13 protein-coding genes are annotated in these 15,777 nt (G+C 66.9%); 10 read left to right on the top strand and 3 right to left on the bottom strand.

The genetic code is table 11. The annotated features are described in order from the left end of the window. Nucleotides 1-188 precede the first annotated feature (188 nt). The 3 genes from ACQR1E_RS24325 to ACQR1E_RS24315 form a co-directional block, all read right to left on the bottom strand. On the bottom strand, nt 189-1,334 hold the full coding sequence (locus tag ACQR1E_RS24325) for a M48 family metallopeptidase (protein WP_434897657.1): 1,146 nt from the start codon (nt 1,332-1,334) through the stop codon (nt 189-191). Then, entirely contained in the window at nt 1,309-2,442 is a 1,134-nt protein-coding gene (locus ACQR1E_RS24320) for a DUF898 family protein (protein ID WP_315714374.1), read from the bottom strand. The genes ACQR1E_RS24325 and ACQR1E_RS24320 overlap by 26 nt, the downstream gene beginning before the upstream one ends. A 207-nt stretch (nt 2,443-2,649) precedes the next feature. Further along, nucleotides 2,650-3,822, bottom strand: a complete 1,173-nt coding sequence (locus ACQR1E_RS24315; RefSeq protein ID WP_315713993.1) for an isovaleryl-CoA dehydrogenase — start codon at nt 3,820-3,822, stop codon at nt 2,650-2,652. 217 nt (nt 3,823-4,039) lie between these two features. On the opposite strand from ACQR1E_RS24315, the gene ACQR1E_RS24310 reads away from it, so the two are divergent. From ACQR1E_RS24310 to ACQR1E_RS24265, 10 genes are all read left to right on the top strand, one after another. Beyond that, on the top strand, nt 4,040-5,335 hold the full coding sequence (locus ACQR1E_RS24310) for a cytochrome P450 (protein ID WP_316225860.1): 1,296 nt from the start codon (nt 4,040-4,042) through the stop codon (nt 5,333-5,335). Nucleotides 5,336-5,518: 183 nt separating this feature from the next. Continuing rightward, nucleotides 5,519-6,790: a cytochrome P450 gene (locus ACQR1E_RS24305; protein WP_434897656.1), complete on the top strand. Its 1,272-nt coding sequence runs from the start codon at nt 5,519-5,521 to the stop codon at nt 6,788-6,790. 276 nt (nt 6,791-7,066) lie between these two features. Further along, complete coding sequence (locus ACQR1E_RS24300; protein WP_315752662.1) at nt 7,067-7,606, top strand: thiamine pyrophosphate-binding protein; 540 nt, start codon at nt 7,067-7,069, stop codon at nt 7,604-7,606. Beyond that, complete coding sequence (locus tag ACQR1E_RS24295) at nt 7,606-8,187, top strand: thiamine pyrophosphate-dependent enzyme (protein WP_316201380.1); 582 nt, start codon at nt 7,606-7,608, stop codon at nt 8,185-8,187. Before ACQR1E_RS24300 ends, ACQR1E_RS24295 begins: the two co-directional genes overlap by 1 nt. Nucleotides 8,188-8,349: 162 nt before the next feature. Beyond that, entirely contained in the window at nt 8,350-9,516 is a 1,167-nt protein-coding gene (locus ACQR1E_RS24290) for an acyl-CoA dehydrogenase family protein (protein ID WP_316165728.1), read from the top strand. 9 nt (nt 9,517-9,525) lie between these two features. Then, nucleotides 9,526-10,638 (top strand): CaiB/BaiF CoA transferase family protein, encoded by a 1,113-nt coding sequence (locus ACQR1E_RS24285; RefSeq protein ID WP_434897655.1) that lies wholly within the window; start codon nt 9,526-9,528, stop codon nt 10,636-10,638. Nucleotides 10,639-10,640: 2 nt separating this feature from the next. Beyond that, nucleotides 10,641-11,489 carry an FAS1-like dehydratase domain-containing protein gene (locus ACQR1E_RS24280; protein WP_434897654.1) on the top strand — a complete coding sequence of 283 codons (849 nt, stop codon included), beginning with the start codon at nt 10,641-10,643 and terminating at the stop codon, nt 11,487-11,489. Nucleotides 11,490-11,663: 174 nt separating this feature from the next. Next, nucleotides 11,664-13,286, top strand: a complete 1,623-nt coding sequence (mdlC, locus tag ACQR1E_RS24275) for a benzoylformate decarboxylase (protein WP_434897653.1) — start codon at nt 11,664-11,666, stop codon at nt 13,284-13,286. Between the two features lie 43 nt (nt 13,287-13,329). Next, complete coding sequence (locus ACQR1E_RS24270) at nt 13,330-13,605, top strand: hypothetical protein (RefSeq protein WP_315713984.1); 276 nt, start codon at nt 13,330-13,332, stop codon at nt 13,603-13,605. Nucleotides 13,606-13,609: 4 nt separating this feature from the next. Beyond that, the gene (locus ACQR1E_RS24265; RefSeq protein WP_434897652.1) at nt 13,610-15,397 is read left to right on the top strand and encodes a hypothetical protein; all 1,788 of its coding nucleotides are present in this window, start codon (nt 13,610-13,612) and stop codon (nt 15,395-15,397) included. The last annotated feature ends 380 nt before the right edge of the window (nt 15,398-15,777 follow it).

The raw sequence follows: 15,777 nt of genomic DNA, 5'->3' as shown, positions 1-15,777 counted from the left end.
CGAACGCAGGGACCCATACGCCGCGGCCTCTGCAAGTGGCAAGCTGAGCGACGCCCGCTTCCAACAACAAGGTTCGGTGGTTATGGGTCCCTGCGTTCGCAGGGACGACACCGAATGTATGGCAACGCTGTCGGCACAAATCGACGCCAAGCGCAGCCGTCGCCCGAACGCCAAACGCGTCCCAATGCCTAGCGACAAATCCCCTTCAGCGCCTTCCACTCCTCCGCACTGAGCAGCGGCGGGCCGCTCGGCGGCCGGTCCTCGGCGCGCATGCGGGCGAGACGGTCCTCGCTGAGCGGATGGCTGGCCCACAGCGACGGGCGCTTGCCGTCCTCCTTGCCGGTGATGCGGAACAGCAATTCGCCCATCGGGCGCGTCGGCCGTCCGAGCTTCTGCATCACCTCGATGGCGAAGCCGTCCGCGGCCGCCTCCGCCTCGCGCGAATAGGACGCGTTGATCATGGCCCGCGAGGCGAAGATCGCCGCACCCGCGCCGGTGACGTCGCCGAACAGCAGGCCGATCAGGAACGAGCTGCCGCCATTGTGGATCAGCTGCCTCAGGTTGTCGCGGTGCTTGAGGTGGCCGAGCTCATGCGCCAGCACGCCGGCGACCTCGTCGGGGTCATTGGCCTTGTCGAGCAGCCCCCTGAACAGGAAGAATCGCCCGCCCGGCAGCGCGAAGGCGTTGGGGATCGGCGTGTCCAGCACCTGCGACGCGATGCTGTCGTCGAGGCCGGCGGGGCGGCGCAGCGCCGTCACCAGCTTGGCGAACGCGGCCTGCCCCGCCGCCTCGCTGCAGAGCTTGTCGCCGAACACGGTCTGGATCTGCACCACGGCGGCCTCGCCGAGATGCCGCTCCATGGTCGGCGGCACCAGGGGCGTCAGCCGGTCGGAGGCGAACGGAATCACCACCAGCACGACGGCGACGATCGAGGCGGCGGCGGCCAGCGACCAGCCGACGATGCGCGTGATGGCGCCGCGGGTCATCCTGTTCTGGTCGATGTGGCTGCAGCGCGCGATCAGCTCGGCCGACAGCGCTGCGTCGCGGATCTCCAGCCGCGCCAGCGGCGACGCCGACAGGCAGCTCATGCGCAGCGTGCCGCTCGGCCCATCGACGCGGCGGATGTCGGCATAGGGCCAGGAGACGAAATTGTCGGCGCTGCGCATCACCAGCTGATTGGCAAAGCCGATCGTGACTACCTGCCGCCGGTTGGACAGGCCGTCGAAATAGACCGCAGGGCCGCCGAGCGGAGCGGCAGGCTCGACCGGCGTGGCGGCGGCCGGCGCAGCAGCGCCCGCCGGCCCGGAATCAGAATCCGGCGACGTCGAGTCCATCGGCAAATCCTTCGCCGAGCGCGCTGGCCAGATCGCCCTTGGCGGCGACATTGGCCATGGCCTCGATGCCATGCACTTGAACCGACTGCAGCACGGTCGCCCACATGTCGCGCACCAGATAGAGCCGCATCACGACGTTGAGCGCCAGGATCCAGGCGACGTAGCCCAATCCGACCAGCACCAGCATCGGTATGTTGTCAGACAGCGCCTGCACCTGAGGCAGGCCGTCGCTTCCCGGCCCCAGCAGTTTGATCATCAGCGCTGCGACGCCACTGAAATAGGCGCCGGAGGCGACCGACAGCAGAAACCACCAGCCGATCACCTTCCAATACAGACCATAGAACGCGTTGCCGGGCAGGTCCGATTCCAGACGCACGCCGCCGAAGCGGATGCCCGACAGCCACCAGCGCCACTCGATCGCTTTGAACTGCGCATAGACGAACGGAAACAACGGAAACAGCAGCAGCGCAAACGGCGCGATGACCCACAGATACCAGGCGCGCTTGAAGAACTCCCAGCCGCGTCCCTCGAAGTCGCCGCTGAGATCGCCATAGTGCGAATGCCGCATCTTGTAGCGCTCGAGCGCGGCGGCGCGCCACGGCCAGGCCAGCCCCAGCGTGACCACCGTCAACAAGGTCCACAGCATGGCGCGCCCGGCATAGGCCCAGCCCGAGCCGGTCATCCAGAATCGGATGCCGCGCCAGACCGTGCGCGTCAGGCGGTAGCGGCGCGCGCGGAAGATCGCGAACTGGCCGAAGGCGTAGAAGGCGATCACCAGCGGCACGCTGGCGAAGGCCTTGAAGCGCTCGGCCTCGACGCCGACGAGGAAGTAGGCAAGGTAGATCGGGACCAGGATCGCCATCGCGAACAGGAAGCCAATCAGGAGCTCCTTGCCGCGGCCGGTATATTCGGCGGCATCACCGTCGACGGCCGTGTTGACCCAGAGATGACGGCGGATGTCGGTCGCCAGCCAGAACCGGTAGAAGCCCAGCGTGATCAGTTCGATGGCCGCCCCGCGGCTGACCAGCCGGAAGAACTCGCCACGCGCACCTGAGAAGGTGGCGGTGAGAGGCGGAAGCGGCGGCGGCTGCTCCGGAACGTAGCTCATCTGGTTCACGGCTCAAGCCTCCGACACCCGCAAAAGATCTACAATATACCTCGATGGTTCGTCGCCGGGACGACTTCGAGGTTCGACGTATTTTCTACGCAAGTCGGCCGGAAAAAAACACCGGCCTCGACGAGGATGACTAAAATATCTGCATCCGGCCGGTTGGCGAACGCATGTCCCGCATATGCCAACCGCTTGGTCTGCGCCTCAAGACGTCTTCTCGAACAATTCCCGCCCGATCAGCATGCGGCGGATCTCGCTGGTGCCGGCGCCGATCTCGTACAGCTTGGCGTCGCGCAGCAGCCGCCCGGTCGCATAGTCGTTGATATAGCCGTTGCCGCCGAGCAGCTGGATCGCATCGAGCGCACATTGCGTCGCCTTTTCGGCGGCGAACAGAATCGCGCCGGCGGCGTCCTCACGCGTCGTCTCGCCCCGATCGCAGGCCTTGGCCACGGCATAGACATAGGCGCGCGCGGCATTCATCGTCGTGTACATGTCGGCAACCTTGCCCTGCACGAGCTGGAAGGTGCCGATCGGCTGGCCGAACTGCTTGCGCTCGTGCACGTAGGGTAGCACCGCGTCCATGCAGGCCTGCATGATGCCGAGCGGACCTGCCGCGAGCACCGCGCGCTCGTAATCGAGGCCACTCATCAGCACGTTGACGCCGCGGCCGACCTGCCCCAGCACGTTCTCCTCCGGTACCTCGCAATCCTCGAACACCAGCTCGCAGGTGTCGGAGCCGCGCATGCCGAGCTTGTCGAGCTTCTGCGCGGTCGAGAAGCCCTTCATGCCCTTCTCGATGATGAACGCGGTGATGCCGCGCGGGCCTCCTTGCGGATCGGTCTTGGCATAGACCACCAGCGTCTCGGCGATCGGACCATTGGTGATCCACATCTTGTTGCCGTTGAGGACGAAGCGGTCTCCCTTCTTGTCGGCGCGGGTCTTCATCGACACCACGTCGGAGCCGGCCTGCGGCTCGGACATCGCCAGCGAGCCGACATGCTCGCCCGAGATCAGCTTGGGCAGATATTTGCGCTTCTGCGCCTCGTTGCCGTTGCGGCGGATCTGGTTGACGCAGAGGTTGGAGTGGGCGCCGTAGGACAGGCCCACCGAGGCCGAGGCGCGCGAGATCTCCTCCATGGCGATGCAGTGCTCGAGATAGCCGAGGCCGGCACCGCCATACTCTTCCTCCACCGTGATGCCGTGCAGACCGAGCTCGCCGATCCTGGGCCAGAGATCGCGCGGAAACTGGTTGGAGCGGTCGATCTCGGCAGCGCGCGGCGCGATCTGCTCTTGCGAAAAGCTCGCCACCGTCTCACGAATCGCGTCTGCGGTCTCGCCGAGATCGAAATTGAACATGCGCTGCGCGTTGGCGATCATGGGGCGGCCTCCTGCTAGTCTTCTGCTTTGCAACAATCGCCCAAAGCCATATTCCGTGACGTGGCGCTTGTCACGCCCGACGTCCGGACAAATACCAGCGTTGCGACGCAAGACCGGCCCGGCGGCCCCACTCCGCGCTTGCCCCGCGCTCCCGGGCAGGATGTAATCGCACCCAACATCGCCGGACAGCTCAAATCCGGCCATCAGGGAGACGTCCATGCACGGGACCACCACGACGGCCGAGGCACAGCGACACGCCGCAGCAGTCGAGCGCGTCGACGACACGGCCGCCAGCCGCGCCGCATCGTTGCCGCTCGCCGAATTCGACCCCGGTCATCCGGAGTTGTTCCGTACCGACACGCACTGGCCCTATTTCGACCGGCTGCGTCGCGAGGATCCGGTGCACTACTGCAAGGAGTCGATGTTCGGTCCCTACTGGTCGATCACCCGATACGACGACATCATGGAGATCGAGACAAACCACGCGGTGTTCTCCTCGGCGTCCGCGCTCGGCGGCATCACCATTCGCGACGTCGATCCTGACCTGCGCCGCGAGAGCTTCATCGCGATGGATCCGCCGCGCCATGCCGCGCAGCGCAAGACCGTGGCACCGATGTTCACGCCGACACATCTCGACGAGCTCGCGATCAACATCCGCAAGCGCTCCGCCGAATGCCTGGACAATCTGCCTGTCGGCGAGGTGTTCGACTGGGTCGATCGCGTCTCGATCGAGCTGACCACGCAGATGCTGGCGGTGCTGTTCGACTTCCCCTGGGAAGACCGCCGCAAGCTGACGCGCTGGTCGGATATCGCGACCACGATCCCCGGCCCCGATGGGCTTGTCGCGACCGAGGACGAACGGCAGGCCGAACTGATGGACTGTGCGCGCTATTTCGCCCGGCTCTGGCAGGAGCGCGTCAACCAGCCGCCGAAGAGCGACCTGCTGTCGATGATGGCCCACAGCGAGGCGACCCGGAACATGGACCCGAAGAACTTCCTCGGCAATCTCGTGCTCCTGATCGTCGGCGGCAACGACACCACGCGCAATACCATGTCCGGCAGCATCTATGCGCTCAGTCAGAACCCTGATCAGTACCGCAAGCTCAAGGACAACCCCGCGCTGATCGACAGCTTCGTCCCCGAGGTCATCCGCTGGCAGACCCCGCTCGCCCACATGCGCCGCACCGCGCTGGAAGACATCGAGTTCCGCGGCAAGCAGATCAAGAAAGGCGACAAGGTCGTGATGTGGTACGTCTCGGGCAACCGCGACGAGGCCGCCATCGAGCGTCCCTACGACTTCATCATCGACCGTGTCAGGCCGCGCCAGCATCTGTCATTTGGCTTCGGCATCCACCGCTGCGTCGGCTTGCGATTGGCCGAACTGCAACTCAAGATCATCTGGGAGGAGATCCTGAAACGATTCGATCATATCGACGTGATGGACGAGCCGAAGCGGGTCTATTCGAGCTTCGTGAAGGGATACGAGACGTTGCCGGTACGGATTGCAGTGTGAACTGATTGCGATGCAGATCAACTTTGCCGTCATGCCCCGCGCAGGCGGGGCATCCCGTATTCCGGAGAACGATATTGCAATATGATTGACGTCTCGACGTACTGGATCGTCCGCCTTTGCGGAGGATGACGTGAGTACGATCGGTACGGCAGCAAGAAACAGCAGCAAGAAAAGGACCACCCCATGACCGTCCAGGCCGCGCTTCGCTCCGATAAGGCCGATCTGCTGCGCGACGCGCGCCTCGAGGCCTACTCGACGCCGATCGAGGACTTCCATCCCGGCGCGCCCCGGCTGTTCCAGAACGACACGATCTGGCCGTGGTTCGAGCGGCTGCGCAAGGAGGCGCCCGTGCACTACTGCACCAAGGCGCCGATCGAGCCCTATTGGTCGGTGACGCGCTATCACGACATCATGCATGTCGATACCAACCACGCGTTCTTCTCGTCGGACGTCAGCAATGGCGGAATCATGATCCGCGACGTGCCGCCGGGCTATGAGTGGCCGAGCTTCATCGCGATGGACGAGCCCCGCCATGGCGAGCAGCGCAAGACCGTGCAGCCGATGTTCACGCCGGACCATCTCGACGAGATGGCGGTGCTGATCCGGCAGCGCTCGGCCAAGGTGCTGGATTCGCTGCCGCGCAACGAGACCTTCAACTGGGTCGAGAAGGTCTCGATCGAGCTGACGACACAGATGCTGGCGACCCTGTTCGACTTCCCGTTCGAGGAGCGCCGCAAGCTGACGCGCTGGTCGGATGTCTCCACCGCCCTGCCCAAGAGCGGCATCGTTTCGTCGGAGGAGGAGCGCCGCCGCGAGCTCGGCGAATGCGCCGAGACCTTCGGCCGGATGTGGAAGGCGCGTCAGGCCGAGCCCGGCCGCGACCTGATCTCGATGATGGCGCACAGCGAGGCGACGCGGCACATGACGCCGGACAATCTGATGGGCAACCTGATCCTGCTCATCGTCGGCGGCAACGACACCACCCGCAATACGATGACGGCATCGGTGCTGGCGCTGAACGAGAACCCGGCCGAGTATCAGAAGCTGCGCGACAATCCGGCGCTGATCGAGACCATGGTGCCCGAGGTGATCCGCTGGCAGACGCCGCTCGCCCACATGCGCCGCACCGCGCTGGTCGATACCGAGCTCGGCGGGAAGACAATCAAGAAGGGGGACCGCGTCGTGATGTGGTACGTCTCGGGCAACCGCGACGGGGAGGTGATCGAGAACCCGGACGCCTTCATCATCGACCGCAAGCGGCCGCGCATTCATCTCTCATTCGGCTTCGGCATCCACCGCTGCGTCGGCATGCGACTCGCCGAGTTGCAGCTGCGCATCGTCTGGCAAGAGATCCTCAAGCGCTTCGACCGCATCGAGGTCGTGGGCGAGCCGAAGCGGGTCTATTCCAGCTTCGTCCGAGGCTATGAATCGCTGCCGGTGCGGATCCCGGGGTGAGTTCCTGTTACTCCCGCCACTCCACATGACGATCGCGTGGTCGGCCGCATGGGGCCTCATGGTTCGAGACGCGCCGCGAGCGGCGCTCCTCACCATGAGGGTGTGGAGCCGCGCAGCGGCGTCTCGAACCATGAGGCCTCCCCAGCCGAACCACGAGGCCCTAGGCTGCCTATGAGAATCCAGCATGGCGGGTTGAACGAGATTCAATGGGCTTCGACGGTCGTTTCTGGCTAAATCATCCGCAGCACCATCGGTGCTCATGAACCTCAGGACGCCATGGCCGCTTCCGACACGCCCACCACCGACTGGCCGCTCGCCATCTACGAGGCGCTGAAGGCGGCCGACGTCCGTCAGCTCTGCTACGTCCCCGACGCCGGCCATTCCCGCCTGATCGGCCTCGCCCATGACGATCCCGCGATCGCCACCACGGTCCTGACCACCGAAGAGGAAGGTGTCGCGCTCTCCGCCGGCGCCTGGCTCGGCGGGCAGCGCGCAGTGCTGCTGATGCAGTCGAGCGGCGTCGGCAATTGCGTCAACATGCTGTCGTTGCTTCAGAGCTGCCGCTTCCCGTTCCTCGCCTTCGTGACGATGCGCGGCGAGTGGGCCGAGTTCAATCCGTGGCAGGTGCCGATGGGCAAGGCGACGCAGGCGGCCTTCGAGATCATGGGCGTCACGGTGTTCCGGCTGGAACGTCCCGAAGACGCCGGCGAGATGGCGGCCGCTGCAGCGAGGCTCGCGTTCGACAGCGATCAGCCGATCGCGGTGCTGATCTCCCAGCGCATGATCGGCGCCAAGAAGTGGACGGAGGCGAAGTGATGGGAGCACCGCTCGACCGCCGCACCGCCGTCAAGGCGCTGCTGCAGGACCGTGGCGACCTGCTGGTCGTCAGCGGCCTCGGCTCATCGTCCTACGACGTGTTCGCCGCGGGTGATCACGACGCCAACTTCTATCTGTGGGGCGCGATGGGCGGCGCGGCCATGATCGGCCTGGGTCTCGCCCTGGCGCAGCCATCGCGCCCGGTCGTCGTCATCACCGGCGACGGCGAACAACTGATGGGGCTCGGCAGCCTCGCGACTGCAGCCGCGAAGAAGCCCAGGAATCTCTCGATCGTCGTGCTCGACAACGCCCATTTCGGCGAGACCGGGATGCAGATGAGTCATTCCGGGCTCGGCGCGAATCTCGAGCTGATCGCGACCGGAGCCGGCTTTCCCTCCGTCAGCACGCTCGAGGACAGCGCGGCGCTCGACGCCTTCCGGCCGAAGCTGCACGCGTTCTCCGGGCCGCACTTCACCCGCGTCGCGATCTCGACCGATCACGTTGACCGCGCGCTGCCCCCACGCGACGGTGTCTTCCTCAAGAACCGTTTCCGCGGTCATCTCGGATTTCCCGTCAGCTAGAACGTCGCCGCAGGCGGCCTGCTCTGTCGCTCCGGCAAGGCTGCTCGGCTGCAACGCTGGCATTCCAAGCTTGCCAAGCGTGACCCGCTTGGTCATAGGCTATCAGGAAACAAGTCCAGGGAGAGAGCCCAGGCCGCGTCACGGCGGCCGGCGGAGCAACACATGACAGACCAGCATCAGCACGACGATTACGCCGATATCCGCGACGCGGTGGCCAAGCTGTGCGCGCAGTTCCCTGGTGAATATTGGCGCAAGCTCGATCGCGAGATGGCCTATCCCTCGGCCTTCGTCGATGCGCTGACCGAGGCCGGCTATCTCTCCGTGCTGATTCCCGAGGAATATGGCGGGGCGGGATTGAAGCTGTCGGCCGCTGCGGCGATCCTCGAGGAGATCCAGCGTGCCGGCTGCAATGGCGGCGGCTGTCACGCCCAGATGTACACGATGGGCACGGTGCTGCGCCACGGCTCCGCCGAGCAGAAGGCGAAGTGGCTGCCGAAGGTCGCCAGCGGCGAGTTGCGGCTGCAGGCTTTCGGCGTCACCGAACCCACTTCGGGCACCGACACGACGTCGCTGAAGACGGTCGCGAAGCGCGACGGCGACAGCTATGTCGTCAACGGCCAGAAGATCTGGACCAGCCGCGCGGAGCATTCCGACCTGATGATCCTGCTCGCGCGCACCACGCCGAAAGAGCAGGCGCAGAAGCGCACCGATGGTCTCTCCGTCTTCATCGTCGACATGCGCGAGGCCAAGAAGGCCGGGCTCACCATCCGCCCGATCCGGACGATGATGAACCACGCCACGACGGAAGTGTTCTTCACCGACATGCGCGTGCCCGCGGAGAACCTGATCGGCGAGGAAGGCAAGGGCTTCCGCTACATCCTTTCCGGCATGAATGCCGAGCGCATCCTGATCGCGGCCGAATGCGTCGGCGACGCCAAATGGTTCATCGCGAAAGCCACCACCTATGCCAAGGAGCGCGTCGTGTTCGGCCGGCCGATCGGCCAGAATCAAGGCGTCCAGTTCCCGATCGCCAAGGCCTATGCGTCGATGCGCGCGGCCGAGCTGATGGTCAAGGAGGCCACGCGCAAATACGAGGCCGGGCTCGACTGCGGCGCCGAGGCCAATATGGCCAAGATGCTCGCGGCCGATGCGTCGTTCGAGGCGGCCAATGCCTGCATCCAGACCCATGGCGGCTTCGGCTTCGCCGAGGAATACGACGTGGAGCGCAAATTCCGCGAGACGCGGCTGTATCAGGTGGCGCCGATCTCGACCAACCTCATCCTGTCCTACGTCGCCGAGCACGTGCTCGGCATGCCGCGCTCGTATTGAGGTCGGGCCATGCTGCCGCTTGAAGGGATCATTGTCGTCGCCGTCGAGCAGGCGGTGGCCGCGCCGTTCTGCTCGTCGCGTCTCGCCGATGCCGGCGCTCACGTGATCAAGATCGAGCGGCCCGAGGGCGATTTCGCCCGCGGCTACGACGCCGCCGCCAAGGGTCAGAGCAGCTATTTCGTGTGGCTCAACCGCGGCAAGGATTCCGTCGTCGTCGACCTTTCAAAAGCGGAAGGTCGCGCCGAGCTGGAGAAGCTGATCGCCGGCGCCGACGTGCTGCTGCAGAACCTGAAGCCCGGCTCGATGGACAGAATGGGCTTTGCCCGCGAGCGGCTGCGCAAGGACTATCCGAAGCTGATCTGCTGCACCATCACCGGCTATGGCGATACGGGTCCCTACGCCGATCGCAAGGCCTATGACCTGTTGATTCAGGCCGAGAGCGGGCTGGCCTCGATCACCGGCGGGCCGGACGGCCCCTCCCGCGTCGGCATGTCGATCGTCGACGTCGCGACCGGCGCGACGGCGCATGCCGCGATCCTGGAGGCGCTGATCAGGCGCGGCCGCACTGGCGAAGGCGCCGACATCAGGATCTCGATGTTCGACGTGATGGCCGACTGGCTCACCGTGCCGCTGCTCAACGCGGAAGCCGGCAATGCGCCGAAGCGCATCGGCCTCGCCCATCCCTCGATCGCGCCCTATGGCGTGTTCACCTCGAAGGACGGCAAGGACATCCTGATCTCGATCCAGAGCGAGCGCGAGTGGAAGACGCTGTGCGCCAAGGTGCTGGACCAGCCCGGGCTGCCCGACGATCCGCGCTTCGCCACCATGGTCGCGCGCGTGCGCAACCGCGCGCTGACCGACGGCATCGTCGCGGAGCGCTTCGCGGCGCTGTCGCGCGATGAGCTGCTGGCGAAGCTCGCCGCCGCTGATATCGCCTTTGCCGAGGTCAACAGCATGGCCGACCTCGCGGTTCATCCGCATCTGCGGCGGATCGAGGTGAACACGCCGAACGGCGTCGTCAGCTATCCCGCGCCGGCGGCGATCGTGGTCGGCGACGACAGGCACTACGGCGCCGTGCCCGCGATCGGCGAGGCCGCCTCGCCCCGTCAGCGAAAGGGATGATCATGACGGACACGCTCGATCTCGACCATCTTCGGCAATGGGTCGGCCGCAGCGCCGAGGCGACCGACATCGTCACCGCGCAGCTCACCAAGGGGCTGCGCGCGACGCTGTTCCAGGACATCGGCGAGCCGACAGCCGGCGACATCGCGCCCTACACCGTGCATTGGTGCCTGGGCCAGCCGGTGTTTCCGCACGATCAGCTCGGCCCCGACGGCCATCCGACCCGCGGCGGCTTCCTGCCGCCGGTACCCTTGCCGCGCCGCATGTGGGCGGGCGGTGAGGTGCAGTTCATCAATCCCTTGCGCGTCGGCGATGTCGCGACGCGCCTTTCGACCATCACCGACGTCACCCTGAAGAGCGGCTCGACCGGCCAGCTCTGCTTCGTGTCGGTGGAGCATGTCGTATCGACGCCGCGCGGCGTCGCGATCCGCGAGCGCCAGGACATCGTCTATCGCGACATGGGCGGCGCGCAGGCTGCGCCGGCAAAAGCGCCGCCGCCTCCGCCGGTCGCGCAGCACAGCGAGACGCGTGTCTCCGATGCCGTGCTGCTGTTTCGCTATTCCGCCCTGACCTTCAACGGCCATCGCATCCATTACGACCGCGACTACGTCACCAGGGTCGAAGGCTATCCGGGCCTGATCTTCCACGGACCTTTGCAGGCCGCGCTGCTGGTCGAGTTCGCCGCCAGACTCAAGGGCAAGCCGCCGGCCAAGTTCGCCTATCGCGGCGTGCAGCCTTTGTTCGAGGGCAGCGCGTTCTCGGTGAATGCGAATGACAAGGATGGCGGCCTGGAGCTGTGGACCGCCAACGCCGAGCGGCAGCCGACGATGAAGGGCACCGCGAATTGGTGACATAGACTCTGTCGTTCCGGGGCGGTGCGTCGCGACAGAATGGCGAAGCCATTTTGGCGCAGAGCATCGAACCCGGAACCTCGAGGTGAGGGAGAAGAACCGCTCGAGATTCCGGGTTCGATGCTTCGCATCGCCCCGGAATGACGACCCACAAAAGCACCCGAGGGAACGCCTTTGGCCAAAACAACGAAAACAACAACCAAACCCGTCACCGTCAAGCAGGCCACCTTCGAGCTGCTGCGCGCCTTCGGCATCAAAAAGGTGTTCGGCAATCCCGGCTCGACCGAGCTGCCGTTCCTCAGCGACTGGCCCGAGGACATCGACTACGTGCTCGGCCTGCAGGAGGCTTCCGTCGTCGGCATGGCCGACGGCTATGCTCAGGCGACGCGCAATGCCGGCTTCGTCAATCTGCATTCGGCGGCCGGCGTCGGCAACGCGCTCGGCAACATCTACACCGCGCACCGCAACCAGACGCCGCTGGTCATCACCGCCGGCCAGCAGGCGCGCTCGATCCTGCCGCTGCAGGCCTTTCTCTATGCCGAACGCCCGTCCGAATTCCCGCGCCCTTACGTCAAATACAGCGTCGAGCCGGCGCGGCCCGAGGACGTGCCGGGCGCGATCGCCCGCGCCTACTACACCGCGATGCAGCCGCCTTGCGGGCCGACCTTCGTCTCGATCCCGATCGACGACTGGATGCATCCGGCGCAGCCGATCACCGCGCGCAAGGTGAGCCGCGAGCTCGGCCCCGATCGCGCCGCCATGGACGAACTGGTGAGCGCACTTGCCGCCGCGAAGAATCCCGCGCTCGTGGTCGGCCCCGGCATCGACCGCGCCGGCTGCGTCGAACTGATGGTCGAGGTCGCCGAGAAGGCCAAGGCCGCGGTCTGGGTCAGCCCGTTCTCGGCGCGCTGCTCGTTTCCCGAGCGCCATCCGCAATTCCAGGGCTTTCTGCACGCCTCGCCCGGACAATTGTCCGACGCCCTGAAACCGCACGACCTCGTCGTCGTGATCGGCGCGCCGGTGTTCACCTTCCATGTCGAGGGCCACGCCGCGATCTTCGACGGCGCCACCACGCTTTATCAGGTCACCGACGACGCCGAAGGCGCCGCGGTGCCGCCGGTCGGCACCAGCATCATCGCCACGATGCGGCCGGCGCTGTCGCTGCTGCTGGAGCTGCTGCCGGAGACCGGGCGCGCGGCGCCGAAGGGCCGCGTGCTACCCGACGCACCGAAGCCATCCGATCCGATTCCGGTCGACTATCTCCTGCACACGCTGGCGCAGGCGCTGCCGGCGGGCAGCGCCGTAGTCGAGGAGATCCCCTCGCACCGGCCGGTGATGCACAAGTACATGCCAATGCCCGGCGCGGAGTCGTTCTACACGATGGCGAGCGGCGGGCTCGGCTACAGCCTGCCGGCGGCGGTCGGCATGGCGCTGGGCCGTCGCACCGGCCGCACGGTGTGCCTGATCGGCGACGGCTCGGCGATGTATTCGCTGCAGGCGCTGTGGACCGCCACGCAGCGCCGGCTGCCGCTGACGGTCGTCGTCATCAACAATTCCGGCTATGGCGCGATGCGCTCGTTCAGCCAGGTCATGCAGGTGCGCAACGTGCCCGGGCTCGAGCTGCCCGGCCTCGATTTCGTCAAGCTCGCGGACGGCATGGGCTGCGACGCAGTGCGCGTGAACCATGCCGCCGATCTCGCCGGTGCGCTGACGCGAGCCCTCGCCCATGCCGGCACGAGCCTCGTCGAGGTGATGGTCGACGCCGCGGTCCCGCTTCTCTACGCCCAGAAGGGCTGAGCCGCCGTTCGCACAGCGGACGACTTTCACGGCATATGCGACAATGCGTCGCATCTTCAATGGCGGCGGCATGGCTCGCCGCGAAATGCTCATCGGCCCGCCGCAACCGTGCAACCGGCGTTCCGACTGCAACCGTTTGTTTCAAAAGCTTTCTGTTCCCCTGCGCCATCTCGTCGCGGCCGGCTTGCCGCAAACATCGCGAAATCCTGCCGTCAGCTTGCAGGCAGACGCCTTGCTGCTTGCAAGGTCCGACCATTCTGCAAGCCAAAATCATTTTCAAAAGGTTCCATCATCCAATCCAGCGTACCAAGGGAGTTGAGCTGATGGCGGATAAGAAGAATCTTCAAACCGCGGCGTCGAGGACCGATCTCTATCGCCATGTCAGCGTGCTGGCCCTGATGTCCGCTCTGGCGGTGACGGCGCTGCCGCATCAGGCCCATGCGCAGGCCATGACCACCGCCCTTGCCACTTCGGCCACCACCAACGCCGCCGCGAAGGCGGCGCAGGAGGCGGCGGCGAAGGCCGCAGCCCAGGCAGCCGCCAAGGCGGCCCAGGATGCCGCTGCCAAGGCAGCAGCCGCTGCCGCCGCCAAGGCCGCGCAGGACGCCGCCGCCAAGGCTGCGGCAAACGCTGCCGCCAAGGCTGCAGCGAACGCTGCCGCGAAGGCGGCGACCGACGCGGCGGGGAAGGCCGCAGCCAGCGCCGCTGCGAAGGCCGCGGCCGGCGCCGCCGCCAAGGCTGCGAACACCGCTGCGACCACGGCCGCCACCACCGCCGCGGCGACCGCGGCGAGCACCGCCGCCAAGACGGCGGCCGTAACGACCGGCACGGCTGCGGCCAAGCCCGTCGCTGCCGCCGCCACGGCCGCGACGACCGCCGCCAAGCCCGCCGCTGCCGCCACCGCCGCAACGACGACCACCGGTATGGCCAAGACCGCAGCCGCGACCAGCACCACGACGAGCGCGGCGAAGCCGGCCGCTGCGGCCGCCGCGGCAGCGACCACCACCGTCGCGGTCGCCAAGGCCACCGCGACACCCGCAGCCGCAGCGACGCCGGCCAAGGCGGCTGCCGCGGCGTCGAGCAGCACCGATGCCGTCGCCAAGGCCAACGCAGCGGCCGCGGCCGCCGCGCAGACCGCCGCCGCCGCCGAGGCGCAGGTCGCTGCCGACCGCAAGGCTATCGACGTCGCCCGTCAGGCCGAGCAGAACGCACGCGGCGCCGCGATCGAGGCCCAGGAGCAGGCCGAGAAGAACCCGACCGCCGCCAACCAGGCCGCGGCGACCGCGAACGCTGCGAAGCTGACGGCAGCCTCGGCCGCGCTGCAGGCCGCGTTCCAGAAGCTCGACAAGGACATCGACGTCTCCAACGAGGCCAAGGAAGCCGCCAACGCCGCCAAGGACACCGCGCGCGAGACGGCCGAGGCCGCCGGCAAGGCGGCCCAGCAGGCCGGCCAGGCGGCCGGCAACGCCAACAATGGCGGCAATGCCAACAATGGCGGAGCGGCGGCCGGCAACGGCAACAACAACAATAACAACAACCAGCAGAACCAGGCGGCCCAGGAAGCCGCCGAGCAGGCCGCGCTGCAGGCGGCGTTGAAGACCGGCGAGCAGGCACGCGCGGTCGCCCAGCAGAAGACCCAGGCCGCGCAGGCGGCTGCGACCCAGAACCAGAAGACGGTCGAGGCCGCGCTGAACCAGAAGATCGGCACGATCGATGCGACGGTGGAAGCGGCCGAGCAGAAGGTGAACGCCGACCGGCAGGCGCTGGAGCAGGCGCGTCAGGCCGCGCAGCAGGCCAAGCAGGACGCACAGGAGGCCGCCGAGGTCCTCGAACGCGCCAACAATGCGGCCAACCAGGCCGCACTGGCGGCGGCCCAGGCCAAGGCGCAGACCACCGCCAACGCCTTCAACCAGGCCAATGCGACGCTGAATGCCGACAATCAGGCCCTGACCCAGGCCCGCGAGACCGGCGAGCAGCAGGAGCAGGCGCTGCGGGCCGCGGCTCAGCAGCAGATCCAGGCCGGCTACACCGCCGCCCAGCAGGCCACCCAGGCTGCCTGGGCCGAGGCGCAGCAGATCGGCAACGCTGCGCTGGCCGCGCTCGAACAGTGAGACCGCTGCGCTCCGCGCCGCCTGTCGGCTTACGCCGGGCGGCGCGGACACGGATAACGATAACAAGACCATCACCAGCCGCATGCCGAACCAATCCGGGACGACCCACGCGTCGGCGACCTGACCTCATCCCGCCGCGTGAGACGCCCGGGTCCCCCCCCCCACCCGACCGGCATGCATTGCCTTCAAGCCCCGTCCCCTGCGGGGCTTTTCTTTTGCGCGCGACAGACCAGCCGGTTGTGGTCGATGCAGACCAGCCGCGTCGTTCGCAATCCGGTCAGACATCCGTCGCGGCGTCTGGGTCCCCGTCGGCGTCGCACCCGCGCTGTCGCGCGGCTTGCCCGGGACGACGGCGGAGATGCAGGGCGGCGAAGGTGCGC

This window comes from Bradyrhizobium sp. HKCCYLRH1030, assembly GCF_051168395.1.
In the GTDB taxonomy this organism is placed as follows: Bacteria; Pseudomonadota; Alphaproteobacteria; order Rhizobiales; family Xanthobacteraceae; genus Bradyrhizobium.
This window is presented reverse-complemented; position numbering and strand designations above follow the sequence as displayed.

Excerpts from the sequence above, each read along its gene's own strand:
- ACQR1E_RS24265 (WP_434897652.1), top strand. The coding sequence starts at position 13,610 with ATGGCGGATAAGAAGAATCTTCAAACCGCGGCGTCGAGGACCGATCTC.
- ACQR1E_RS24290 (WP_316165728.1), top strand. The coding sequence starts at position 8,350 with ATGACAGACCAGCATCAGCACGACGATTACGCCGATATCCGCGACGCG.
- ACQR1E_RS24285 (WP_434897655.1), top strand. The coding sequence starts at position 9,526 with ATGCTGCCGCTTGAAGGGATCATTGTCGTCGCCGTCGAGCAGGCGGTG.
- ACQR1E_RS24300 (WP_315752662.1), top strand. The coding sequence starts at position 7,067 with ATGGCCGCTTCCGACACGCCCACCACCGACTGGCCGCTCGCCATCTAC.
- ACQR1E_RS24315 (WP_315713993.1), bottom strand. The coding sequence starts at position 3,822 with ATGATCGCCAACGCGCAGCGCATGTTCAATTTCGATCTCGGCGAGACC.
- ACQR1E_RS24325 (WP_434897657.1), bottom strand. The coding sequence starts at position 1,334 with ATGGACTCGACGTCGCCGGATTCTGATTCCGGGCCGGCGGGCGCTGCT.
- ACQR1E_RS24305 (WP_434897656.1), top strand. The coding sequence starts at position 5,519 with ATGACCGTCCAGGCCGCGCTTCGCTCCGATAAGGCCGATCTGCTGCGC.
- ACQR1E_RS24295 (WP_316201380.1), top strand. The coding sequence starts at position 7,606 with ATGGGAGCACCGCTCGACCGCCGCACCGCCGTCAAGGCGCTGCTGCAG.
- ACQR1E_RS24280 (WP_434897654.1), top strand. The coding sequence starts at position 10,641 with ATGACGGACACGCTCGATCTCGACCATCTTCGGCAATGGGTCGGCCGC.
- ACQR1E_RS24310 (WP_316225860.1), top strand. The coding sequence starts at position 4,040 with ATGCACGGGACCACCACGACGGCCGAGGCACAGCGACACGCCGCAGCA.
- ACQR1E_RS24320 (WP_315714374.1), bottom strand. The coding sequence starts at position 2,442 with ATGAGCTACGTTCCGGAGCAGCCGCCGCCGCTTCCGCCTCTCACCGCC.
- ACQR1E_RS24270 (WP_315713984.1), top strand. The coding sequence starts at position 13,330 with ATGCGTCGCATCTTCAATGGCGGCGGCATGGCTCGCCGCGAAATGCTC.